This is a genomic window from Membranihabitans marinus (assembly GCF_019802045.1).
GTDB classification, from domain to species: Bacteria; Bacteroidota; Bacteroidia; order Chitinophagales; family Saprospiraceae; genus Membranihabitans; species Membranihabitans marinus_A.
In genome coordinates this window covers 72,961-96,849 of the sequence record NZ_JAHVHU010000008.1, presented here as the reverse complement: position 1 = coordinate 96,849, position 23,889 = coordinate 72,961, and the positions used below count along the sequence as shown (strand labels likewise).

Here is a 23,889-nt window from a genome sequence, read left to right as displayed (position 1 = left end):
AAAATATCCGCCCATCCGAAACCCAATAAAAATGTATTTAATCAAGACGCCGGGATTTGTTAAAGATTTTTTTCCTCAGCTGACCTGGAGCATGCCAGCAGGCGAAAAGAAAATTTATTTGACATTTGATGACGGTCCGCACCCTGAGATCACACCTGCGGTATTGTCCATTCTAAATCACTACGAAGCTTGTGGGACTTTTTTTTGTGTTGGTGAAAACATCGAAAAATATCCGAATACTTTCGAACTGTTGAAAAAAAATGAACAGGGCATCGGAAGCCACACCTTCCATCACCTAAATGGCTGGGCAAGCGACAATATCGATTATTTTAGAAATATAAAACGTGCCGCTATTCTAACAGGCTCCACGCTGTTCCGCCCCCCCTATGGACGAATCAAGCCTTCCCAGGTGTCATTTATCCAACGACATTATAAAATCATTATGTGGTCGATCCTAAGCGGGGACTTTGATAAGACCATTTCAGGTGAAACGTGTTTTGAGAATGTACGGAACAATGCCCGGGATGGGTCCATCATTGTGTTTCATGACAGCCTCAAAGCTAAAGATCGTTTGTTGTACGCTTTACCTCGAGTTCTAGAGCATTTCACGCGTATGGGATTCCAGTTTGCAGCCCTTCCGCATTCCAGAGAATACAAAGAGGAAGCACTATCTGTCAATGAGTGATGGCTGATGGCTAAATGAGAATTGGGGCGCTTCGCTTTGGGTGTTGGAACGCTTCACTTGGGATATAGAACCGTTTCGATATTGCACTAGTTTCCCGATCTCTGAATGACACGTAGGGCAACCAGATTTCTAAGTTTTCCTCAACCACCCAACGAATAAGATCCATCGACTCCATAAACCAAAAAATATCTCATATCTGAAACCAAAACGGAAATGCCGCTGTTCTTAACCTGAATTGAACAAAATAACATCCATGCGGAAACGCAAAATATTAAAATACGTCCAATCGAAATTCCAAATCCTGGGCTATAAGTTAGCCTACATGGTATTATTGCAGTACTATGCCTTCAATAATCCAAAGACACCTCGATGGGCCAAGAATATTATCCTAGGTTCATTGGGCTATTTACTAAATCCCTTTGATGCCATTGTAGACGTGACCCCTTTCATCGGTTACACCGACGATATCGGTATTATTTCTTTTGCATTGGTGACCATCAGTGCGTACATCAACGACGATGTCAAGATTAATGCCCGTCAAAAATTACAGAAGTGGGTTGGTGAACTGGATATGGAATCAATCCAGGAGGTGGAGAAGATGTGGTGACAAATCATGTTAGGTGTAAGGTATTAGTTGATAGGAATTAGGGCGCCGTTCTATTTCGTACCGGGAGGTACACTTATAGTCCGCCTTATTCACCTCGTCAATCGATTATAATGCATCATACGGTGCTTCAATTGCTTAAATCCCAAAACATTCTAAGCGCTCTTCGCAGGAGCTCACCGTTCCTTGAACAAGTGACGATTGACGACCTTTGAACTCGGCCGAGCCGAGACTGCTTTCAGTCATTCTCTGTTAAAATCGCTGTGTCTTTCCGTGAAATCCCCTGTGACTCTCCGTGAAATTCTCTGCCCACTCCGAGAAACCTCTTTACCGCTCATTTTTTCTGCACCAAATACACCCCATCCCGGATCGGCATCAAAAAAGGTTCCACCCGATCATCCGCAGCAACCATTTCATTAAACTTCTGTATAGATTGGGTCTTTTTGTCGGGCTCAGCATCCACTACTTTACCCCGCCACAGCACATTATCAATAATCATCAAACCGCCTGATCGCAATCTTTTGATCGACTCTTCATAATACAATCCGTATTCTCTTTTTGCTGCATCAATAAACACCAGATCAAAAACATCTTCCAATTGTGGTAATAATTCTTTAGCATCACCATACCTGACTTCTATTTTTTTTCCAAGAGATGTCCAAGAGAGGTGTTTTTCAATCAGATCTTTGAGGTTGTGATCCTTTTCCAGACTGATGACCTTCCCATCCTCTGTCATCCCTTCAGCCAGACAAACCGCAGAATACCCCGTGAAAGTACCGACTTCCAGCACCCGTCGGGGTTCAACTAACCGACTCAGCATCCGTAGCAAACTGCCCTGGTAGGCTCCGGAAAGCATATTGATCTGATTGGAGTGCTCCCGGGTAGAAGCTTCGATCCGATCGAGGACATCGTTGGACCGGTTGGTATGGTTTTCGCAATAAGTGATGACTTCTTTGGTGAAATGTTCTAACATGGTAAATGAGTTTAGGAGTTTAAAAGTTTGGTCCTTCTGATGAATATTAACTGATTAACATGGCCGTTATTCCTTCAATATCACTTCGTAAGGAATGATAAATATCCTGATTAATATAATTTAATTCCTTGCTGATTATTAGCTGATTAAGCACTTACATGGTGGATAGTACCTGTTCTGATTTTTTTATATTTTCTTGAACTACCCTCCGCAATATTGGATGCGATGGAAATTGAAACCCTCCTAAGCTGAGATATCAATCCAAATTTTTCATCTGCCCGGAATTTAAGTGTTGTTTTATAGGTAGCCACAGCAATATCACGGGAAATCATCCACACATTCAACTTTTCAAAACTATAAAACATATTCAAATTTTATAAAGTTATTTGCCGCTTACCAAACTGTGGAATTTTTATATTGCCCTCAACTCCTCAACACCTCAACCCTTTTTTTCATCATCCGTTTTTCGAATATAGGAAAAATAAAGACAACCAGCAAGATGAGTGCAGCACCGGTATAAAAACGGAAATCCAGATCTTCATTCTCATCCAGAATCCAGGCTGCCAATAAAATCCCATAAATTGGTTCTACGTTTATGGAAAGATTCGCCGCAAATGCCGACATATGTTTTAAGGCATCAAAGGCCAGCGTGTAACATACAGTGGTACAAATCACCGCTAAAACTAAAAGATATTTCCAGTCAGATACCGGAACAGGCCATAAGCGAATGGACGAATCCCAATTTCGCGCGAATAATATAATGATTGAAAGTACGATCATTGCCAGAAACAACTCCACAAAAGTAAAGAACAAAGTGCTCCCTTTACCGACGATGGATTTGTTAAAGGTTGTAAATATCGCAGAAAAAAATGCGGATATCAATCCGGAAGCAATCCCCCAATACATGCCCGGATCGACTGATGACACTACGAGAAACATGCCGGGAATAATCAACAGTCCAAAAAACAACTCAATGGGATGAAATCGGTTTCGATTAATTAAAGGCTCAATGACAGAAGTCATGGCGGAGGTGGTAGCCACGCAAAGCACTCCGATAGATGCATTGGCCAATTTGATGGCGCCAAAAAAAGTGACCCAATGCAAAGCCAAAAAGATACTTACCAGGATTAAAGGCCCTCGAACCACATTGAATCGATCCCACTGAAATTTTTTACGGATCATCAACACAGGCAGGAAAGCCAAAGCTGCCAAAATCAGGCGCCACCAAACCAATGGCAACGGCGACAAAGTGATTAGTTCACCCAAAATGGCGGTAAAACCAAAAAAAACAATGGCTATATGCAATTGAACAAAAGACTTCTGGCGTGGGTTCATAGTTTATCTCATAGGTCGGCGTAGGGAATCATAAAGATCTTAAATTCCTGCCATTATGTGGTTATTCTCCTTCTATAAATGGAGAATTTTTTGTACTTTTGTATAGTCGTTGAAGACTATGAAATTGATATGCCAGGGCAATATCCCCGAAGTATCGAAATCAAAACAAATCATGAAAATAACAGATCAGCAAAACCATCCGTGGAAAACGCATTATGTATTATATACCAATTCTTCAACTTCAACCGAAGAAGAAGAATTAGTATTGGTCGATGAAGAAATCGATGAAGGCTCACCGGCTGAATTGGTGGTCTACAACGATGACTACAATACGTTTGATCACGTCATTGAATGTTTTGTCCAAATCCTAAAACACAGCGAAGTTCAGGCAGAGCAGCTTTCGCTCATGATTCACTTCAATGGAAAAGCCATTGTAAAAACAGCACCTTTTAAGGTTTTAAAACCTTATAAAGATGCTTTGGTGGAACGTGGTCTTTCAGCGGTCATCGAGCAATAAGTTCGAAATCAATTCACTTGCGTGCATTCCCCCTTATATTTTCCACATCCACTGATAGCAGATAAAGATGGTCTGCTTGCTGTAGGTGGTGATCTCTCTATCGACCGGCTTATTCTGGCGTACCGTTTTGGTATATTCCCATGGTATAGCGATGATCAGCCGCTACTTTGGTGGGCCCCCCGCGAACGTTTTATTATCGATGTCGGCCAGATGCACATTCCCAAATCAATGAGACGGTACCTGAACAACCCTATATTCCAGGTCACTGTGGACCAACATTTTGATGAGGTCATTCACCAATGTCAGCAAATCCCTCGTCGCAATCAGACGGGAACCTGGATCACTGACCATATGAAGCAGGCTTATCAGCAGCTCCACCAGTCAGGTATAGCTCACTCTGTGGAGGTATGGCACGAATCAGAGATCGTGGCGGGTCTTTATGGTGTGGGCGTAGGGAAAATATTCAGCGGGGAGTCTATGTTTACAAACTTGTCTGATGCCTCGAAATTTGCCGTTATTATGCTGAATCATATCCTGGCAAAATTGAATTTCAAAATCATGGATTGCCAGCAATACTCTCGACATATGGAATTGTTGGGCGGGTATTCAGTAGATCATAAAATTTATTTCGAAGAGATTCGGCAAAATTTATTTAATTCATTGACCCCGGAAAAGTGGAGTGGAGAATTGATTCCCGGCCCATTTAGAAAGTAACTACCTTTTCGCTTTTCAACTGTGCCATTCTATGCCGATTGATTCTGCCATTTTAAAAAAATTAGAATCGAAAAAAAGTGTTGTGAAACTAATAAGCAGTACTACTCTTACCTTGATAATCAAATATGCACTATGGTCTGGTCACATGCGCTGGTCCACCCATTTTAAAATAACCGCTTTCACTTTTTCATTGCCGATGTCATGAAGTACTTCATGGTACATCCCGGCAAAGGAGTGCCAGCTCTTGTCCTCTGCGGACACCTGATCGAAAAACGTTTTCGCAACTTCCGGCCGGACAATTTGATCCGACTGACCCTGCACCATCAAAAGTGAGTGATGAAAAGCGTTCCCTTTTTGTTTCACCACTTCCATACGAGACAGCAATTCATACCCCGTTTTGACCTTGATCTTTCCATGGTATACCAGCGGATCCTTCTTATATCCGGTCACCACCTCGGGATCCCTCGCCAACTGCTCCGGAGGCAGACTCAAAACAGGAAGTCCGGGCAATACTTTCCGTAATAAACCCGCCATACGAATCATCCACGGCTTCACAATTTCACCGGCATCCAAAGCCGGGGCCGACAAAATTACGCCTGCGGTCTTCGGACTGAAACGGGTCACGAAATCAGCTGTAATCAACCCACCCATGCTATGTCCAAATAGAAATAGCGGGACTCGCTCTGCCTCACTATAATCCATAGCTATTGTGTATTGAGATTCCAACGCCGCAACCAATACCTCAAAATCTTCAAACAACCAGTCCCCTTTCCGGCTTCTTCCATGACCCGGCAAGTCATACCGAAAAACAGATATATCTGCCCGATTCAGGTCCAATACCCAGTCATCGTAGCGACCACTATGTTCACCCAAACCGTGTGTGATTAATACAACTCCACGGGGATTATCGACCAAATCTTTTTGTATATACATGTGCTGAGTACTCATATTTTTTGTTATTCAAGGGCGCTACACAGACTAAAATCTCAGACCAGGCCCTCTCCAGACCAACCAGATTGCGCTCCTTAACCCGCTTTATTTAGCATGTCAACCTGCTATGGCCCATAATATACAGTGCATCTATTGCTTATATTCCAAAATTGGGCATTTTTCATAGCCCAATTTCGGGTGACGTTTGACTTTTTCGGGGTAATTTACAACAATCTAATTTCATTAGATCTATTTCACATTTTATAGCCGAGCAAAAAACCACCCCTTTAGGGGACGGAGCTCAATTGTTCAATTTCTCCTTCAAATACTGTCCAGTGTAGGAAGCTTCGACATTCGCCAATTCTTCCGGCGTCCCCATCGCAACGATATTTCCACCATCGATCCCGCCTTCCGGCCCCAGATCGACCACCCAGTCAGCGGATTTGATGATGTCCATGTTGTGTTCGACCACGAGGACCGTGTGGCCCAGTTCGATCAATTCATTGAATGCCGTCAATAATTTCTTGATATCATGAAAATGTAACCCCGTGGTTGGTTCATCAAAAATAAAAAGGATGTGTTCCTTGGGATTTTCATGGCCCAAAAAATAGGCCAATTTTAATCGCTGTGCTTCCCCACCCGACAAAGTGCTGGAAGGTTGACCCAGTCGCAGGTAACCCAATCCTACTTTCTCCAGTGGCTCCAGCTTGGCGACGATTTCCAGACGGTCTTCAAAAAACACCAAAGCGTCTTCGATCGTTAATTCCAAGACTTCATAAATGCTCTTATTTTTATACTTGACCTCCAGAATTTCCTTTTTGAATCTTTTTCCACGACACACTTCGCATTCCAGGTAAACATCTGACAAGAACTGCATCTCGATCTGGATCTCACCATCTCCTTTACAATTTTCACATCGTCCGCCTTCTACGTTGAACGAGAAAGAACCAGCGGTGTATCCGCGAAGTTTTGACAGATTTTGGCTGGCAAATGTATTTCGGATGTCATCAAAGGCTTTGACGTAAGTAGCCGGATTGGATCGGCTGGAGCGTCCGATGGCTTTTTGCCCCACAAACTCCACACTGGTGATCAAGCCTAATTCCCCCGAGATGGATTTGTACCCTGTGCGTCGTCCAGAATGAATATTCTCCAGGTGTTGGTTGAGTGCCGGGTACAGGATTTCATGGACCAATGTTGATTTCCCGGATCCCGAGACCCCGGTCAGCACATTGAGCACACCCAGTTTAAAGCGCGGGCTAATATTCTTTAGATTGTGCATAAAAGCATCCTCCACGACAATCTCATTATTTGATGTCCGTCGTCGAAGGGGAAGGTCGATCTTTTCTTTACCGGCCAGATAGGACAGCGTCAGGCTTTTTGAGGCTTGCCCATTTACAGAACCATTAAGCTCACCCTGATATACGACTTCACCGCCGTTTTCTCCAGCCAGCGGTCCCATATCAATCAAATAATCAGCTTCGCGAATAATCTCCTCTTCATGCTCCACCACTACCACCGTATTCCCCAGCTTTTTCAGATCCATCAGTACTGATATCAATTGATCACTGTCTCTGGGATGTAATCCGATACTTGGCTCATCCAGTATATACAGTGAGGAAGTCAGGTTGCTCCCCAGGCACTTCGTCAGGTAAATTCGCTGGGTTTCACCACCACTCAGCGTACCCGAAATCCGATCCAGATGTAGATATGACAGCCCCAGTTGATTCATAGCTTTCAGGCGAACTTCGATCTCATACAATAACTGCTTTGCAATTTTTGCATCATCTTCTTCCAGTTCCAGTTGTTGAAAAAACTCGTACAACTGATCGATCGGTTTTTCAGTCAGATCAGCAATATGATGTCCCTGAATTTTTACGTATAGGGCTTCGGGACGCAAGCGTTTGCCTTTGCAATCCGGACATTTGGTCCGCCCACGGAACCGCGACAAGATAATCCGGTTTTGAATCTTGTAACTCTTCGATTTCAATTTGGCAAAATATTGATCCAGTCCTCTGAAGTAGGTATTTCCAGTCCACAATAAATTCTTTTCTTCCTCACTCAGGTCTTTATAGGGTTTGTGAATTGGAAAATCAAAATGATGAGCCGAATCGATTAATGGGTCCAGGTACTTTCGTGCAGTTTCTCCTTTCCACGGAGCAATCGCCCGATCAAACACCGACAAATTGTGATCGGGAAAAACCTTGTGTTCGTCGATCCCCATGACCCGCCCAAAACCTTCACACGTTTTACAAGCACCATAGGGGTTATTAAAGTTAAAAAGATGGGGGTCAGGCACTTCAAATTCTATGCCATCCATCTCAAACCGATTGTTGAAGTAGCTCATTTTCCCGGTCTCGTGCTCCTTGACATAACAGGCTCCACCACCTTCTGTGAAAGCGATACCCACAGAATCACTAATCCGGTTGGTATTCTCTTCGTCCCCGGGTCGCACCGAAAACCGGTCAATGACCACCAGGATCATCTCTTCTTCCACTGCCTCCAGTTTCTTGGTTAATATCGATTTCTTGGTTTTGTCCAGATAATCTTCGATCTTCCATGGTTCTCCTTCCACTTCGATCCGGTTGTAACCGCGTTGAAGAAGTAGTTCCAGGTGGGTCCGAATGTTCCGTTCGGGATAGTGCTTATTGAGTGTGGTCAACAATATGACACGTGAATTAGCATCACGGGACAAGATAAAGTCAACGACATCACTCACCTGATGTCTTTGAACCACTTTCCCGGAGACTGGAGAATAAGTCACCCCAATACGGGCAAATAAAACGCGCAGATAATCATAGATCTCTGTCATAGACCCCACTGTACTGCGGGCATTTTTGGATCCCACCCGCTGTTCCAGAGCAATGGCGGGACAGATCCCCTTAATGTAATCCACTTCAGGTTTTTTCATCCGATTCAGGAACTGACGCGCATAAGAAGAAAGACTTTCCACATACCGTCGTTGTCCTTCTGCATACAGGGTATCCATCACCAGTGAGGATTTTCCGGATCCGGATACCCCCGATACCACCACAAGTTTGTTTCGGGGAATATTCACATCAACGCTTTTCAAATTGTGAACACGAGCACCTTTTATTTCAATTATTTTATTGGTCATTTGGATTTTTGTTCAATTATCTTGTATATTAGCTCTTGCAAAGAACGCATATAAAAAAATCAATTTGTTAATTTGTTCAAAGTTTCTCGAGCATTAAAAGTATTTTGCTAACTTTGAATCGTTAATCAATCTTTAACCACCAAAAATCAGGCTTTATAGCATAGAACTTTTACACTGAATCGAATTTTATTATTTAACCTTAATGACCCGAAAACGATTTGGTATGCAAATAACTATGCTTTCAGACAAAGACCTTATTAATTCTTATCTAGGTGGAGATGAAAAATGTTTCCAGGAACTATTAAGCCGTTACGAGGACAAAATCTATACATCCATTTATATGTTTGTAAAGAACACCGAATTGGCCGAAGATATTTTCCAGGAAGTCTTCATTAAGATAATTAAAACACTCCGCGCCGGAAAATACAACCATGAGGGCAAATTTGGTCCTTGGGCGATGCGAATCGCTTACAACATGTGCGTAGACAACTTCCGTAAATCGAAGCGGCGACCACAAATTAATCCGACAGAAGAGTTTGACATCTTTGATGTGCTCGAAGTAGAGGATGACAATGTGGAGACCACCATGATCAAAAATGAAACCTTCTCCAAAATCCGGCATCTGATTGATCTGTTGCCTGCGGAGCAAAAAGAAGTGGTCATACTGCGTCATTACGCTGATCTGAGCTTTAAAGAAATCGCCCAGCTGACCCGGGTAAGCATTAATACTGCCCTGGGACGGATGCGGTATGCGCTCATCAACATGCGTAAGATCGTTGATGAACGCAACATAGTGTTGACTTAAAGCAAAGTATCAGCGATCTGACCCCAGATGGTCAGACAACGACGTGTGATAGCCCTGTGGGCTGACTTTCTTTCCCAATAATTCCATGAACAGGTAAAGAATAAACAGAAGCCTTCTGATGCCATTGGTGTCAGAAGGCTTTTTTCAATTAGCACCATTTAGCCAGGTCAAACTTGCTTATGTAATACTGTGAGACTATTTCAAACCAGACACGAAGAACTGACAGGAAAGGATTCAGAAAAACATAAGGACGAGATTGAATATTCTGCGCTGGCTTGGGGCTTATCGGGGATAGCTAACTGTGATAGGGTCGCCCCCCCTAAAATGGCACAAATTTACTGTTTCAACGCTCCCTTCATATTCAGAACATCCCCCTTAGTCAGCACACGTTCATTCTCCATTGTTGACGGCCGAAACTGATTGAGGTTTTGATATCCTTTGAGGATGGAATTCTCCGCATTCACTTCCTTCATGGAAATAAGGTCACCGGTCGGATTTTCCAGAAAAGCTACCCCGGTCACCGTGTTGTTCTCAAAGGTCATTTCGATCCGGCTGCATATAATTTTATTCATCGCAATATATCGGCCTGCTTCGTCCAATGGAAAATAAATCGATTCTGCATTTCCTTCTACATCGGTTTGATATAGGTCACCATCTTTGAAATAGGCCGTAATCTTGCGACCTTTGATCTGGTTAAAAAAGATGCTGTCCGGAGAAGTAATAATAAATCCATTGCCTTTGATCAACACATCCTTAACTTCACCCTCCACCATGGAAATAAATATAGTATCACCGGATAATTGGGTGGTATCCATCCATAGTATGGGATTTCCATAGAGTATGATCAAGGAATCTGATTCTTTGTAAGACAATGAATCAGCACGCCCCTGCATGTCTTCCCGAAGAATGGCCACATCATAATAAGCACTAAAATCCTGGGTCGTATCATTGACTTGTTGCCCCAGTGTATCTTTTCCAGAGACTATGGTCTGATAGGTAAACAGCGTGTCAGAGACCAATCTCAGCGTATCGCCTTCCTCACTACTCCATTCAAAAAGGGGTCTTTGACGGATAGAAAGTGCCCGGGCAGTCTGGCCATCATTGCTATACTGAAGACTATCGGTAAATATCCGCTTTGATCCGGAACTATCCGCCCAGATCACATTGCCCGTAGCTACCCCTTGTTGCGTTTCATCATTATAGTCCAGAAATTCAGATTGGAGTGTAAAATCCGTACGTTCGACCCGGGACCGGCCCCGCGAACGAATGGCCTTGGTCTCCGTATTGTACACCAGGGTATCCCCCGTAGCATTGACATCGTCGCCGCGAACATCTGCCTCACCAAAAAGGTACATTAGTCCGGCCTGCTCCTCATAAATAATTTTCCGTGCCGTAGCGACCTGGTCATCTTTTTTCAAATACGCCTGACCGATCATTTCGTAACGACCTTCCTTCCCAAAATAGTAAATACTGTCCGACCGGCCAAGAGTCGCTCCAGATAGAAACTGTGCAGAATTGTAAAACAAAGCTTCCTCCTCATCCAATAAATAGTAGCCATCTTCAGCATACAACCGGCTGGTATCATTGTATACGACGGTCGGCCCCAGGAATTGAACTTTGTGTTCCTGGGTGAAAAATGCCATGGAGTCTGCTTTCAAGTTGAAGGAATCGCTAATGACCAGTACACTGTCCCTGAAGATAACCCGGTCTTCGCCCACATAGAAGACGCCATTTAAGGAGCTCAATTGTCGGTCGGCATCCATCATGTACGACTTCTCATTGTAATGAGCAATCTTAGTTTCCAGGTTATAAAACAAATGGGGTGTAAATAATCTTTGTGGATCTTTCTCCAACACCACCTCTCCCCTCAGCTCAGCGATGCGGGTATTGCCATTGTACCAGAGCGTATCCGCAAAAATATATGTGCTATCCAGTTCTTGAATAACAACATTTCCATAAGCTTCCACTTGATTTCGGTCATCCAATATTGCTGAATCTGTCCGCATAAAGGTACTGTCATGACGCATCCGGACATTCCCGGTCAATTCCTGGTACTGGACAGAGTCTTTGGTAAATAACCGAACCCGGTCGGCCGGTTCGTCAAGTATGATTGTCGTCTGCTTTAAAGTATCTGTTTCGGGGCGAGTAAAGGCGTCCTGCCCCATTGCAGTTTGTGGTCCCAATAAAGCACCCCCCACTAGCATCCCATATAAGATGGTGTACAGCCATATCGAATAGTGCGTATTAACCTTCACCATATCCTGCCTGTGTTTCATACCGCAAAATTAGAACAATAAAAGCACATCCACATCATTCCCTATATTTTTCATTACAACAAACGAATAGGAGCCCATAAATATGTCACCAAGAGTAAATTCATATCAACAATAGGGCATTTCCTCAAAAACACGTATTTTCACCCAAAAATTAAACAGAAATGATACAACGCATTCAATCCATCTATTTATTCCTGGCTGCTCTTTTTATGGGCGGGTTATTTTTTCAAAGCGCCGATATTATTTCCATCGAAACAACTGCGCCATCCACCTTGGGCGATATGGTATATTTGAACGACAAGGTACTGGACATTTACGATCAAAACATTTTAATTGCCTTTACAGTAGTCGTCGTGGTATTTTCACTGCTGGCCTTGTTTTTATTTCGCAACCGGAAGTTACAGATCACGCTTAGTCGGGTAGCCATGCTCGTGGTTCTCTTCTTTCTCATTTTTTCCGTCTACTTAAGTTATGCAGATTTAGCGCCTTATATTTCATCCGTTAAAATCACTCCTCATATTGGCGTTTTTCTTCCAATCGTTGTCATTATATGTCTCATTCTGGCCGTCAAAGGAATCAGGAAAGATGATTTGTTAGTAAAAGGAATGGATCGGCTGAGGTAATTAAAAGATAAAATATTGCTAGCCTCCAGAAAATTACCCTTTTAGTCGGATGCATCTCAAGAGGTCAAATTGATGGCCAGCGCCATAAAAAGACTGGAAATTCCGGACCATTAAGGGACGTTTTACGTATAGCAACAGATGCTAACTGCTGTTATACGATCTACCACCCTTGGAACATGAAGGGTCAGCACCCAAACCATGCTTTCATTTATTTCCGGTCATAAAAAAAGGTTGTCAGAATAATTCCAACAACCTGAATCAAATAATCTTTATTTTGATGGGCTGATTTGATATCGGCTCCAGCAACCTCCGTCTGGGAGGGCGGCTTCAATGTCAACAATTATCAGTTCATAGCATTCATTTTTTCAGCATCGGGGGTAGCTGAATAATTAATCTTCAACTGATTTGCTTTTCGCAGCGCAGTCTTCACATCCTGGACGATTCCCATGGTTACATCCCGGTCTGCCCGGATGGAAGTAATAATCTGTCCCCACAGTTGCTCGTTGACCTTGAGTTTATGTTGCTCAAGAAACAAAGCGATATCACCGTCCAGATGATTAGAAAACTTATCATCCAACTGAACACGCGGTTGCGTCCCATAAATACTTTGATATTTTTTCGTCGGTCGTCCGATATAGATGGTATTTACCAGCGATTTTTTCTCAAGCTTCTCGAGTTGCGTCGCTTGTGGAACCACTACCTGTACTTTTCGTTCCCCTTCCCGCATCACAGTAACTACCATGAAAAAGAAAAGAAGCATAAAGATAATATCAGGCAGGGAAGCCGTGGATACTTCAGGCGTTGCATTTCCTCTTTTTTTCTTAAAATGTGCCATAATTTATTTTGTATTCAATTTATTAATCCTCATCACCAAAGCTGGTCGGCTCTGCTTCAGACAGTACAAAAGGAATCTTCTTTTTAATAGCGTTCTTTTGATCTGTGGTTAAAGCGTCCGAATAGGGAACCCCATACATCCGCTGTGATTCTTCATCCCACAATTCATCATAAGCTGCTTTCAGTTCATTGTAGACATTGAGGTACGCTTTGTATGTCGTGCCCCGGTCATTCTTCAAAGAAATAATCGCTTTTGTCGGTGTCGCAGCCAGATCTTCCCGGCCTTGTGGATTGGCAATAAATTCCTTGGCTCGTTCACGAAGATTATTGATATCGGCTGGCTCGTCACGCACCAGTAATTGATCATTCGCATTGACCAAAACACTGAACACGTTCCGTTCATTTAACTTAGTGGGATCTGGTGGCTCTTCAGACCAGGGTGGCAGCTTCACTGTAATACCTTTATCTGCATCGATGGTCGTCGTCACCAGAAAGAAGATAAGCAACAGGAAAGCGATATCCGCCATAGATCCTGCGTTAACTTCTGGTGCTGATTTCTTATCTCGTGCCATTATTTATAATTTTTAATGCTATTGAAATAAATTTCTGATTTCGCCAAGGATCATCAGTACAATGGCAGCTCCTGCTAGTATAAAGGAACTCTTCAAAAAGGCACTAATCCACTTACTCATGGATGCTGATACATTAAACTCCTGCATAGCTGCCTGAACTCTACCACTGGCTTCTGCTGTAGAAGTCGAGTAAAGAACAAACACAACCACTAACAATACCGCAATTCCGATGACGCCCTTAATAGCTCCTTTCGGATTTTTAGCCAGACTAAGCAAAGACGCCAGGATCGTGATGACAATCGTTGCGATCAGCAATCCTCCGGTTGCTTTCAATCCCACGTCAAATGCCGTAGTAGCAACCTGTTCGTCATTACCGAGCTCACTAAAACCACTGGGTAGTCCTGAAAGTGCTGGTATGAGGAAGATTAATGTAAAGACCAACCCTATGACAAAAGCCAGAATTAATCCGTATTTAGAAAATATCTTATACATAGGTGATAATTTTTACTTGAAATAATTGTTTCTGGCCAACACATCCAACAATCCCACGGATGCATCTTCCATACGGTTTACAATACCGTCGATTTTTGAAACGATGTAGTTGTAAAAGATCTGCAGAATAATCGCTACAATCAGACCAAATACAGTCGTCAACAAGGCCACTTTAATACCACCGGCTACAATGGTTGGTGAAATATCACCCACGGCTTGAATGTTATCAAACGCTTGAATCATACCGATTACTGTACCCATAAATCCAAGCATCGGAGCAATGGCAATAAACAGCGCAATCCAGATCAACCCTTTTTCCAGAAGTCCCATCTGAACAGACCCGTAAGCTGAGATCGCTCGTTCTACACCTTCCGGACCTTTGTCTACATTTCGAAGACCTTCATACAATACACTGGCAGCAGGTCCTGAAGTTGATTTACAAACTTCCATGGCACCTTCCAGATCACCTTCAGCAAGCCGATTGTCAATCTTAGAAAGTAATTTATCCGTATTGGCGGTAGCGAGATTCAACGTAATCACCCTTTCAATACAGAAAGCCAATCCCAATATAAGACAGATCAGTACCGGGGTCATAAACCTCCAGTCCCCCTGAATAAACTTTTCCTTCAACACCTGAAAGCCTGTAGCAGTCTCTTCCTGTGCCAAAATCTCGGTAGCTCCGAATGAGGTCGCTACGCCCAAAACAAGTAGTAATGCAACTAATTTACGCATGGTATAAACATTTTTTTAACGAATATTTTTCAAAATAATTAATTCCTTATTCAATATGCCGTGAAACATAATTATTCCACTGCAGTACAAAGCGGAGAGTGAGGGATTCGAACCCCCGATACCCGCAAAGGTATACACGCTTTCCAAGCGTGCGCCTTCAGCCACTCGGCCAACTCTCCTTCTTACTTTCCTGGTTCTTTAACCAAAAATTTTGCTAAAATTATAAAACTTCATTCAAAAACCAAATTTCGGAAAAGTTTCTGAATTTTAAGGTACAAACCCTCAAAGTATCTTTTTTTGATGATAAATACAATATTCTTCCCGTCTAATTGAAAATTTCTCTCGCATTCCGGCTCGTTATTTGTTCCACTTCCTCAATATTTACGGATAGTGTCTCAGATAGCTTACGCACCACATGGGATAAATAAGCACTCTCATTCCGTTTTCCTCTATGGGGCGATGGCGAAAGATAAGGCGAATCTGTTTCAAGTACAACATTCTCCAATCCAATCACCTCAATTACCTCGTCCAATGTACTATTTTTATAAGTTAATATACCACCTATGCCCAGAAAAAAATTCATGGCAATAATTTTTCTAGCTTGTTCCTCAGTTCCGGTAAAGCAATGAAACACGCCTTTTAATGCCGGTTTTTGCTCCTGAACCATGTTGATCTGCATGTCCAATGAATCGCGAGCATGAATTACAATGGGCAGATTTCGTTCTAATGCCCATTCGCATTGAATATCAAAAGCATCCTTTTGATACTCCAGGTAGTTCTTGTCCCAGTAAAGATCTGAACCAATCTCACCGATAGCAACCAAAGGCCGTTCGTCCAACCGTCGCTCTATAGCTTCCAATTCTGATAAGTAATTATCTTTTACATACACCGGGTGGAGCCCGAGCATGGGTTTGAAAAAGTCCGGGTATCGGTCACACAAGGAAAAAAGATCATCTATAGTACTATGATCAATGTTGGGCAAATAAACCTCTTCCACCCCGGCATCTCGCGCCCGATTGACCACCAAATCGATATCGGTGTCAAATTTATCCAGGTACAAATGAGCATGTGTATCAATGATCATTGACCCATTGATTTATCCTTCCCATTCAATATATCAACAACTATTTGCCCCATCTCTTCCTTGCTTATCTTATTCATGGGTGGAAAGTTATTAATAATTTCCAAATAATGCCCAAAAATAATCCGAGAATGAGGAAAAGCAGTAAAATATCTTCACTCAAAAAAGATCTGCAACAAAGAAGTATTCCCCTCCTTTCTTCGATTGAATTTTGAAAGTCAAAGTGATACAAATGGTGTTTTCACTTAATTAATCAGATCAGTCTGGCCATAAAAAAATCATAAATTAACACTCTGATAGTTGGGGATTGTGCAGATGAGAAAAACGACTATTTACAATCGGGGTGTAACAAAGACCAAAGTGATGATCCACCTGTTACGGAATAACTCCCGACAGCCATGATGGTACCCAGGTGTCAGGTATTGTTCCCATCACCACGATTGCTCCAGCCTCTGAAAATAGTTCCAGATCGCTCACCCCATTCCAATGGAAGCCGGTTGTGTCCCCACGGAAGACCCGTCGAACATTTTCTTATAGAAACTACTTCACCCCTGGGTTTGGCTCTGATAACCCAAGCTGATATCAGTCCCTGAAAGCCTTATCGATCAAATTCGCTTGTTGTTCATCGTGAATAGTCTTAAATCCGGTGGCAGGTGATGCACTAGCCTCGCGTGAAATAGTCGTCAGATCCCACCCGGATAAGCTGTGACGAATGTACCGGTTGGCTCCCATATTTTCAGGTTCTTCCTGAACCCAGTAAAACTCGGCGTTACTGTATTTTTTCCGAACATCATCCAATTGAAATTCAGGCAACGGATACAATTGCTCAATTCGGACAAGTGCAACATCCTGTCGTTTTGTTTCCTCTTTTTTCTCCAACAAATCATAATACACTTTACCAGAGCATAGGATTACTCTGGTGACCTTTTTTGCTGCTAAGGTCTTGTCGTCATCGATAAGTTCCTGAAAACGATTTCCTTTATAAAATTCAGATTTTTTACTGACACATTTTGGATGGCGCAACAAAGACTTGGGTGCCATATTGATCAAAGGTTTACGAAATGGTCGGTCCAATTGACGTCGCATTGCGTGAAAAAAGTTTGCCGGCGTTGTGATGTTTGTCACCGCAAGATTGTATTCGGCGCACATCATCAGGAATCGCTCTAATCGGGCGCTGGAATGTTCTGGTCCTTGACCTTCATATCCGTGCGGCAGGAGCAAGACGAGCCCACTCATGTTGCGCCATTTGCTTTCTCCGGCTGAGATAAATTGATCTACGATGGTCTGCGCACCATTGTAAAAATCACCAAACTGAGCTTCCCATATAACCAGTGCGTCCGGTGTGGCCAAAGAATAACCGTATTCAAATCCCATCACAGCAAACTCGGAGAGCAAAGAGTTGTAGATCATAAATCGTCCCTGATCTTCGGTCATACCATCCAGTCTATTTAGGGATTTGTATGACTTGGAATCATACACCATGGCATGGCGGTGAGAAAAAGTACCTCGTTTGACATCCTGGCCACTCATCCGAACATTCCGCTTGTCCAGCAATATGGACCCATAGGCAGCCATCTCTGCTAACCCCCAATCCAACATATCCTTAGCCAGAAGTTTATTCATGCCTTTAAACAAACGATGAACCTTCGGTACGGGATTAAAATCTTCGGGTAGATTGGTAATATGATTCAGTATAAAATCCAGTTTTTCTTCTGCAATGCCCGTTTTTGGCGACTTTATAAAATCATTTGGATCTTTGGTGACGCGCAATGCTTTCCATGCTTTTTCCGGCTCTTGATGCGCATAAGGCAATGGTGTTTCCTTGACCATATCCAATCGGTCCTGCAATTTTTTCCAGAACGAATTTTCCAACTCTTCGGCCATTTTCTTTTCGACATGATCTCGTTTGATCAGCTTATCCACATAAATCTCCCGGGGATTTTTATGATCCTTGATGATTTTATACATTTTTGGCTGCGTAAACTTCGGATCATCACCTTCATTGTGGCCGTGTTTTCGATAACACACCATATCAATAAATACATCATTATTAAACTTTTGACGATATTCCATCGCCAAAAGCACTGAATGCACTACCGCTTCGACATCATCGCCATTGACATGAAACACGGGTGCCTGAATAACGTTTGCTGCTCCGGTACAATATGTGGACGATCGTGCATCATCAAAATCCGTCGTAAAACCAATCTGGTTATTGATCACAAAATGAACCGTTCCGCCGGTATAATACCCATCCAACTTGCTCATCTGAACGGTTTCATAAGCAACACCCTGCCCTGCGATGGCCGCATCGCCGTGAATCAACACCGGAAGGATTTTGTCATACTCAGAATCGTATAAAATATCTGCCTTGGCGCGCGAAAATCCTTCTACTACAGGATCGACAGCTTCCAGGTGACTTGGATTTGCCATCAGCCGCATTTGTATCTTTCGGCCATTGGAAGCCTCGATCTGGCTGTTGTACCCCAGGTGATATTTTACATCCCCGTCACCAAATGCCAGTTCTGGTACGGCATTGCCTTCAAACTCTGTAAATATTTCTTCGTAGGTCTTGCACATAATATTGGCCAACACATTTAGCCGGCCCCGGTGTGCCATCCCGATAACGACCTCCTCTACAATATCCTGTGCACCATAATTGATAATAGCATCGAGCGCTGGAATGGTACTTTCTCCGCCCTCCAATGAAAAGCGTTTCTGTCCTACATATTTGGTATGAAGAAATTTTTCAAAGATGGTTGCATCATTTAACTTATCGAGAATTCGCTTTTTCATCTCAATTGAAAGTCCGTAATCATCAGCAAGATTACGATTTTCAATTTTATCCCGAAGCCACATTCTTTTCTCGTTGTCTTCGATGTGAACATATTCGTACCCAATATTCGATGCATACAGGGTATTTAATCGTTTCAGAATTTCTCGCAGGGAAGCATTCTTCATCCCAATTTCTTCGCCTGCGATAAAAACCTCATCGAGATCAGATTCATCCAGATTATAATCCTCTAAATCCAAGTGAGGTTTTCGGTCTTTCCGCTTTTTGATCGGATTGGTCGTGGACAACAGATGACCACGGTCTCGAAAACCATGAATAATAGAGAGCACGTCAAACTCCTTTTCAAGTTTTCCTACGGGGACCTCCCGATCGGCCGCGGCATCCACCCCCCCATTGGTTTGAAAATCAAAGCCGCTGAAAAAAGCACGCCAGCCCTGTTCTACAGAACCAGGGTCATCTTTATAGGTTTTGTAAAGTTTATCTATTACGCTGGGATGTGCATTGAACACGTATGAATAATCTTTCATATTATTTTTATGATTCATTCGCTCACAAATATCGGATTTTTACAAAGACTATCTGCCTCTGATAAACCAATTTTAATTAACTTTAGCAAAGTAACGCATCCTGATTCAATTAGTTGCAATTCCAGCCCTTCTTTGATGACGGTTTTTCATCCCTGATCGCAATAGCGGATACACAAGAATAAATATAAACAGACAGGAAAAAACAATCAACCACCAGGCCGAGATGTTCTGTCGGGAAGATGACACCATTGATCCAATGGTTACTACATCGGGGGGCAAGCCCATACCCAAGAAAGATATTGTTGATTCCAGCAATATAATCCGGGCGACGACCAACGGAAATAATCCCCAAAAAACAGACTTCGTATTCCCCCACAGATAATGGTTCAACAAGTGCCAGCCTGATACTTTATTGCGAATCGCCTGAACAAAGTAAGGCTGTAGTGTCACTTCCACAGCGACTCGCCGGGCAATCAGTGCCAACGACGGCCAGATCACCGCGATCATGATAAGTCCCAACCCCCACCAACTCATACTTCCAAGTGCTGCACTTAAAACCAAAACCATCAAAAGATCAGGCAGCGCCTGGTACCATTCGATCCATCGCCCCCACCACCAGGATCGCCCAATCGTAGTGACGGGTTTGACGGGTTTTCGTCTACTCCACCATCTCCACAATATCCAGCCCGGAATAAATAATAAAAAAAGGTAGGATTGGGTCTGCCAAAATAGGATCAAAACCAATAGAATCCCTACAATCCAATAAGGAACCACCTTGGTGTGATACCGCGCATATATCGACCACATCCCCACCGCCCATCCCATACCCATAGCTAGAACACCGGCAGACAACCCAATCAGCAAGGAACGTTGGCCCCCATACAGTATGCCTGCGAACACATCGCGCCCCAAAGCATCCGTACCCAAAAGATGCCACCCTACTCCGGAGGTATATGAAAGCGGTGGTAACAATGAAGCAACGCGGGCATCCAGTGTCTCCGCATTCATCTGCACCACTAAAGGGGAAATCCCATGACCACAGTCAACAGATCCAAATAATCGGATACCAGTCTCACAATACCCCACCAGAAAATAAGAACCAGCCAGAAAATAGACCCCGCCAAAACAAATTAGTACCAAGAAGCCATACCAGAGGAGAATACCACGATGCTGTTTCACTATATTTGTATATGAATTCATAGCATATCTGATTTTACATCTCCGGACGCAAAGAAATATTCTATCATCACATCCGAGACGATATGGCCGATCTGCTGTACCACTGTAAACAGGAAAATTAGATATACTGTGCTTTGGACATCGTAGTTCACAATAGAATCGTACAGAAACCTGCCTAATCCTGGTATATTAAAAATCAACTCGATGATCATCGAACCACCCAAGATGGCAACAAAAAGGTTGGACAAAAGTGCCCATGTAGCTACGAACAAATATTTAGACAAGTATTTGAAGCGAAAATCCGAAGCAGAAACCCCGGTATGTCGCAAATAGCGGTATGAAGGTTGCGACATTTTAATTTCTTCAATTTTCTCATAAAAGACCCGGTAAAATAAAATCATCGGACTAATAGCGAATAATAGCATAGGCAAGAGCAGCTCAAAACTATAATTACGGTAAATTGCTCCTAAATCACGGACCCCCGTTTCCAAAAAGACAGGAAAAGGAAACATCCGGGATATGGCACCATATCGATGGCTGGTCAGAAAAATCAAAGCCAGCATGGCCAATACAAACGTAGGAAAAGAATATACGAAGACCAAAATGCGATCCAACCGGGCCAATAATGCGCTATGATCATAGAAATACAAAACAAACAAAAACACCACCCCCCACCCAACCAGTAAAACAGGCATGGTGTAAGCCAGCGTCCATCGAACGGTCCGATGGAACCGATGCTCAACTCTTTCACCAGATATGGTTTTCAAAGTTGGTTGGCCTGTGATCAATCCCCGGATATAATAGTGAAATGTATTTTGGAAACCATTCCATTGGAAAGAAACAGGAGGTATACTTCTCAATCGATCAGAACTCAACACCTCCTTCCAAACAGGTGGCCTATTGTCCGGGGCAATCTCCAAGAGGTCTATCTGGTCTTCCAGTTCATGCTTTGAACTAGCGGAAAGAATATGCAGTAACTGTCGTGCAGTAACATTGACTGAATCTTTTGACTTTACCGCATCGATTTCCCGTCCAATCCATAAGGCGTATTTGTTCATTATCATGGGACGACTGACATCCTCAGCCAGACTTTTAAAGGAGGCATGAAATGCCATGGGGACCAGATACATAGAGTCCGGAATATATCCGGCTTTCAAACTAAAATAGAAGAGTCCGGGCGTAGTAAAAAAAGGGTCTTGATTTACCTGTCCTCTCAAGAGCTGCTCCAGCTCACGATCACTACCTAGCACTATTTGCTCACTATCGAACACCTGTGTCCCTGGTAATTTATAAAATAAAAAAAGCGTAACGAATAAGACAGATAGTGTCACCGGAACAATCATCAAAATTCGATATACAAACCGTCGTCCCATTTACTCAGAATCTATGGTTGATCTTAAAAGATCGTACCCCGGACGCTGAGGGGTCCAATGCAGGTTTATGTCATTTCGAAATCCCACGGCATCATCGGGAGCAACTAAGAAAAAAACAGGAGTCAAGGTATCAAACGTCTGCTGAAATTCTTGATAATACTTGATCTGTTCTGCAGGAACTACCGCTCCCCGAAGTTGTTCCAAGGTATGATCCAGGGCCGAATTTGCCAAAGCTTGGTAGTTTTTACCTGTCGCACTGGATTGTGAGCTGTGCCACAATGGGTAAGGATCATCCAACAAGTTATTCTGCCGCAGTGCCAGCGTTGCAAAATCATAGGTTTTATTCTGCAGTTCGGGAAGAAAACTCCGAAAGTCCGAGGATTGAATTTCAAGATCGACGCCTATTGTTTTCCAATACCCTTTTATTAAGGTAGCTACATTGCGTGACAGCTCAGATCGAGTTGTCCAGATATGAAATGACAATGGCCGCACACCGTCCCTACTTTCGCATTCCAAAATACCATCATTATTCTCATCTACACAACCTGCTTCTTTCAGCAAATCTCGTGCCTGATCCGGACTGTAATCCACCGAACGAGCTGAAAAATACCCCTTATCCGGGTGGATCGGCCCATAAGCCGGTTGACCATATCCGTGGAACAGCCGGGTAATAAGATCTTTGCGGTGGATAGCCATATTTAATGCTCTGCGAATGTTAATCTGACCTAACAATGGATTTTTGTGATTTACTGCTATATAGAACTGCTGCAAAGTAGGAACATTATGAACTCGGCCCCAAAATGAAGACAGTATCGCAGAATCTTTTTGATCAATGGTATTTAGTACATCGACCCCACCACTCGTGAATGCATGCAATGCATTTTGAGGATCGGCAATGATCACATATTGGAGGGTATCAATATTTGTTTTAAAAAATTGTCGAAGATCATCCACTCGATCGATCCAGCGGTTTTTGGTCCGTACCAACGTAATGGATTGGTCGGGAGCCCAGGCTTCCATGCGGAACAACCCGGAAACAGGGGAAGGCCAATTTTCAGGAGTCCCATAACTATTAAAATTGCTGGCTAGTGCCTGCAGTATTTTTTCTTCATCCACCGAAAATCTTCCCTCTAAAAAACGTTCAAACGGGATCTTTTTCAGATCATGATTGGGGTCCAGCACATGCGCAGGATATGGCTTTAATCCGGCTATAAATTCATCTGCCAAAATGTAAGGAGTTTCCATGGTCACTAGAAGTGAATCATTTCTTTGCTGAATTGCCGTAATCAATTCCAGATAGGCCGCCCAGGATTGCTGATTGATAAATGGATTCAATCCCATTTTTAAAGTATACATTAAGTCCTGCGTTGAAATGGATACACCATCACTCCATTGGGCTTCTGGTCGGAGATGCAACATAAAGTCGATTCCTCCCTTGGTTTTTCGCGGTTCATAATCATCGATCAATACCGGCAACCAGGACATTGATTCTTCATTCCATACCGCAAGCGGAAGCGACATCGTGTTTTCAATGAATGATGAGACACTAAGTCTGGAAAGTGCCGCATTGATAATATCCGGGGCATGCTTCACCTGAACCCGCAAAATATTCGTACTTTGAGACGGTGGGTGGTGTTGGCATGCATAAAATGCAACCAGGCAGACAATAAATATAGAACCAAAATTAAACTTGCACAACTTCATAGAATAGTGATCTCTTACGAAGTT

The 23,889-nt window shown here is 43.0% G+C and carries 22 protein-coding genes and 1 tRNA gene; 6 read left to right on the top strand and 17 right to left on the bottom strand.

Translation table 11 applies throughout. From position 1 onward, the window contains the following. Positions 1-31 precede the first annotated feature (31 nt). Both KUV50_RS09195 and KUV50_RS09190 read left to right on the top strand, forming a co-directional pair. Complete coding sequence (locus tag KUV50_RS09195; RefSeq protein WP_222579841.1) at positions 32-685, top strand: polysaccharide deacetylase family protein; 654 nt, start codon at positions 32-34, stop codon at positions 683-685. A gap of 253 nt (positions 686-938) precedes the next feature. Then, the gene (locus KUV50_RS09190) at positions 939-1,292 is read left to right on the top strand and encodes a YkvA family protein (protein ID WP_222579840.1); all 354 of its coding nucleotides are present in this window, start codon (positions 939-941) and stop codon (positions 1,290-1,292) included. 331 nt (positions 1,293-1,623) lie between these two features. Here KUV50_RS09190 and KUV50_RS09185 read toward each other — a convergent pair whose 3' ends face one another. The 4 genes from KUV50_RS09185 to KUV50_RS09175 form a co-directional block, all read right to left on the bottom strand. Next, positions 1,624-2,262 (bottom strand): O-methyltransferase, encoded by a 639-nt coding sequence (locus tag KUV50_RS09185; RefSeq protein WP_222579839.1) that lies wholly within the window; start codon positions 2,260-2,262, stop codon positions 1,624-1,626. A gap of 46 nt (positions 2,263-2,308) precedes the next feature. Continuing rightward, positions 2,309-2,416, bottom strand: coding sequence for a hypothetical protein (locus tag KUV50_RS19725; RefSeq protein ID WP_410000038.1), 108 nt, complete (start codon positions 2,414-2,416; stop codon positions 2,309-2,311). Next, positions 2,409-2,594, bottom strand: coding sequence for a four helix bundle protein (locus tag KUV50_RS19720; RefSeq protein WP_410000039.1), 186 nt, complete (start codon positions 2,592-2,594; stop codon positions 2,409-2,411). Before KUV50_RS19720 ends, KUV50_RS19725 begins: the two co-directional genes overlap by 8 nt. A 91-nt stretch (positions 2,595-2,685) precedes the next feature. Then, positions 2,686-3,597 carry a DMT family transporter gene (locus tag KUV50_RS09175; protein ID WP_222579837.1) on the bottom strand — a complete coding sequence of 304 codons (912 nt, stop codon included), beginning with the start codon at positions 3,595-3,597 and terminating at the stop codon, positions 2,686-2,688. Between the two features lie 172 nt (positions 3,598-3,769). Between KUV50_RS09175 and KUV50_RS09170 the strand changes: the two genes are divergently transcribed. Both KUV50_RS09170 and aat read left to right on the top strand, forming a co-directional pair. After that, on the top strand, positions 3,770-4,114 hold the full coding sequence (locus tag KUV50_RS09170; protein WP_222579836.1) for an ATP-dependent Clp protease adaptor ClpS: 345 nt from the start codon (positions 3,770-3,772) through the stop codon (positions 4,112-4,114). Between the two features lie 21 nt (positions 4,115-4,135). Continuing rightward, on the top strand, positions 4,136-4,828 hold the full coding sequence (aat, locus tag KUV50_RS09165) for a leucyl/phenylalanyl-tRNA--protein transferase (RefSeq protein ID WP_222579835.1): 693 nt from the start codon (positions 4,136-4,138) through the stop codon (positions 4,826-4,828). A gap of 141 nt (positions 4,829-4,969) precedes the next feature. Here aat and KUV50_RS09160 read toward each other — a convergent pair whose 3' ends face one another. Both KUV50_RS09160 and uvrA read right to left on the bottom strand, forming a co-directional pair. After that, positions 4,970-5,776 carry an alpha/beta hydrolase gene (locus KUV50_RS09160; RefSeq protein WP_222579834.1) on the bottom strand — a complete coding sequence of 269 codons (807 nt, stop codon included), beginning with the start codon at positions 5,774-5,776 and terminating at the stop codon, positions 4,970-4,972. 283 nt (positions 5,777-6,059) lie between these two features. Further along, the gene (uvrA, locus tag KUV50_RS09155) at positions 6,060-8,873 is read right to left on the bottom strand and encodes an excinuclease ABC subunit UvrA (protein ID WP_222579833.1); all 2,814 of its coding nucleotides are present in this window, start codon (positions 8,871-8,873) and stop codon (positions 6,060-6,062) included. Between the two features lie 223 nt (positions 8,874-9,096). Between uvrA and KUV50_RS09150 the strand changes: the two genes are divergently transcribed. Further along, positions 9,097-9,678, top strand: coding sequence for an RNA polymerase sigma factor (locus tag KUV50_RS09150; protein WP_222579832.1), 582 nt, complete (start codon positions 9,097-9,099; stop codon positions 9,676-9,678). Between the two features lie 335 nt (positions 9,679-10,013). Here KUV50_RS09150 and KUV50_RS09145 read toward each other — a convergent pair whose 3' ends face one another. Continuing rightward, positions 10,014-11,954, bottom strand: coding sequence for an OstA-like protein (locus KUV50_RS09145; RefSeq protein WP_222579831.1), 1,941 nt, complete (start codon positions 11,952-11,954; stop codon positions 10,014-10,016). A 161-nt stretch (positions 11,955-12,115) separates the two neighbouring features. Here KUV50_RS09145 and KUV50_RS09140 point away from each other — a divergent pair, with 161 nt between their 5' ends. Beyond that, positions 12,116-12,577 (top strand): DUF4293 domain-containing protein, encoded by a 462-nt coding sequence (locus KUV50_RS09140; protein WP_222579830.1) that lies wholly within the window; start codon positions 12,116-12,118, stop codon positions 12,575-12,577. A gap of 343 nt (positions 12,578-12,920) precedes the next feature. Here the strand turns inward: KUV50_RS09140 and KUV50_RS09135 are convergent, their stop codons facing one another. From KUV50_RS09135 to KUV50_RS09090, 10 genes are all read right to left on the bottom strand, one after another. After that, positions 12,921-13,412 (bottom strand): ExbD/TolR family protein, encoded by a 492-nt coding sequence (locus tag KUV50_RS09135; protein WP_222579829.1) that lies wholly within the window; start codon positions 13,410-13,412, stop codon positions 12,921-12,923. A 22-nt stretch (positions 13,413-13,434) separates the two neighbouring features. Then, positions 13,435-13,983: an ExbD/TolR family protein gene (locus tag KUV50_RS09130; protein WP_222579828.1), complete on the bottom strand. Its 549-nt coding sequence runs from the start codon at positions 13,981-13,983 to the stop codon at positions 13,435-13,437. Between the two features lie 18 nt (positions 13,984-14,001). Continuing rightward, complete coding sequence (locus KUV50_RS09125; RefSeq protein ID WP_222579827.1) at positions 14,002-14,475, bottom strand: hypothetical protein; 474 nt, start codon at positions 14,473-14,475, stop codon at positions 14,002-14,004. A gap of 12 nt (positions 14,476-14,487) precedes the next feature. Next, positions 14,488-15,207: a MotA/TolQ/ExbB proton channel family protein gene (locus KUV50_RS09120; protein WP_222579826.1), complete on the bottom strand. Its 720-nt coding sequence runs from the start codon at positions 15,205-15,207 to the stop codon at positions 14,488-14,490. A 92-nt stretch (positions 15,208-15,299) separates the two neighbouring features. After that, a tRNA-Ser gene (locus tag KUV50_RS09115) sits at positions 15,300-15,386 on the bottom strand. Positions 15,387-15,532: 146 nt separating this feature from the next. Next, entirely contained in the window at positions 15,533-16,291 is a 759-nt protein-coding gene (locus KUV50_RS09110; protein WP_222579825.1) for a TatD family hydrolase, read from the bottom strand. 579 nt (positions 16,292-16,870) lie between these two features. Next, complete coding sequence (locus KUV50_RS09105; protein WP_222579824.1) at positions 16,871-19,609, bottom strand: 2-oxoglutarate dehydrogenase E1 component; 2,739 nt, start codon at positions 19,607-19,609, stop codon at positions 16,871-16,873. A 105-nt stretch (positions 19,610-19,714) separates the two neighbouring features. Beyond that, positions 19,715-20,809 carry an ABC transporter permease gene (locus KUV50_RS09100; protein ID WP_222579823.1) on the bottom strand — a complete coding sequence of 365 codons (1,095 nt, stop codon included), beginning with the start codon at positions 20,807-20,809 and terminating at the stop codon, positions 19,715-19,717. Then, positions 20,806-22,161, bottom strand: a complete 1,356-nt coding sequence (locus tag KUV50_RS09095) for an ABC transporter permease subunit (protein ID WP_222579822.1) — start codon at positions 22,159-22,161, stop codon at positions 20,806-20,808. The genes KUV50_RS09100 and KUV50_RS09095 overlap by 4 nt, the downstream gene beginning before the upstream one ends. Next, positions 22,162-23,865, bottom strand: coding sequence for an ABC transporter substrate-binding protein (locus tag KUV50_RS09090; RefSeq protein WP_222579821.1), 1,704 nt, complete (start codon positions 23,863-23,865; stop codon positions 22,162-22,164). It abuts the gene before it with no gap. Positions 23,866-23,889: the final 24 nt, after the last annotated feature.

Bases quoted from the DNA above. Each gene is read 5' to 3' on its own strand.
- KUV50_RS19720 (WP_410000039.1), bottom strand. From the start codon at position 2,594: ATGATTTCCCGTGATATTGCTGTGGCTACCTATAAAACAACACTTAAA.
- KUV50_RS09185 (WP_222579839.1), bottom strand. From the start codon at position 2,262: ATGTTAGAACATTTCACCAAAGAAGTCATCACTTATTGCGAAAACCAT.
- KUV50_RS09135 (WP_222579829.1), bottom strand. From the start codon at position 13,412: ATGGCACATTTTAAGAAAAAAAGAGGAAATGCAACGCCTGAAGTATCC.
- KUV50_RS09195 (WP_222579841.1), top strand. From the start codon at position 32: ATGTATTTAATCAAGACGCCGGGATTTGTTAAAGATTTTTTTCCTCAG.
- KUV50_RS09190 (WP_222579840.1), top strand. From the start codon at position 939: ATGCGGAAACGCAAAATATTAAAATACGTCCAATCGAAATTCCAAATC.
- KUV50_RS09160 (WP_222579834.1), bottom strand. From the start codon at position 5,776: ATGAGTACTCAGCACATGTATATACAAAAAGATTTGGTCGATAATCCC.
- KUV50_RS09140 (WP_222579830.1), top strand. From the start codon at position 12,116: ATGATACAACGCATTCAATCCATCTATTTATTCCTGGCTGCTCTTTTT.
- KUV50_RS09125 (WP_222579827.1), bottom strand. From the start codon at position 14,475: ATGTATAAGATATTTTCTAAATACGGATTAATTCTGGCTTTTGTCATA.
- KUV50_RS09095 (WP_222579822.1), bottom strand. From the start codon at position 22,161: ATGGGACGACGGTTTGTATATCGAATTTTGATGATTGTTCCGGTGACA.
- KUV50_RS09100 (WP_222579823.1), bottom strand. From the start codon at position 20,809: ATGAATTCATATACAAATATAGTGAAACAGCATCGTGGTATTCTCCTC.
- KUV50_RS09110 (WP_222579825.1), bottom strand. From the start codon at position 16,291: ATGATCATTGATACACATGCTCATTTGTACCTGGATAAATTTGACACC.
- KUV50_RS09150 (WP_222579832.1), top strand. From the start codon at position 9,097: ATGCAAATAACTATGCTTTCAGACAAAGACCTTATTAATTCTTATCTA.
- KUV50_RS09120 (WP_222579826.1), bottom strand. From the start codon at position 15,207: ATGCGTAAATTAGTTGCATTACTACTTGTTTTGGGCGTAGCGACCTCA.
- KUV50_RS09145 (WP_222579831.1), bottom strand. From the start codon at position 11,954: ATGAAACACAGGCAGGATATGGTGAAGGTTAATACGCACTATTCGATA.
- KUV50_RS09090 (WP_222579821.1), bottom strand. From the start codon at position 23,865: ATGAAGTTGTGCAAGTTTAATTTTGGTTCTATATTTATTGTCTGCCTG.
- KUV50_RS09105 (WP_222579824.1), bottom strand. From the start codon at position 19,609: ATGAAAGATTATTCATACGTGTTCAATGCACATCCCAGCGTAATAGAT.
- uvrA (WP_222579833.1), bottom strand. From the start codon at position 8,873: ATGACCAATAAAATAATTGAAATAAAAGGTGCTCGTGTTCACAATTTG.
- KUV50_RS09130 (WP_222579828.1), bottom strand. From the start codon at position 13,983: ATGGCACGAGATAAGAAATCAGCACCAGAAGTTAACGCAGGATCTATG.
- KUV50_RS09170 (WP_222579836.1), top strand. From the start codon at position 3,770: ATGAAAATAACAGATCAGCAAAACCATCCGTGGAAAACGCATTATGTA.
- KUV50_RS09175 (WP_222579837.1), bottom strand. From the start codon at position 3,597: ATGAACCCACGCCAGAAGTCTTTTGTTCAATTGCATATAGCCATTGTT.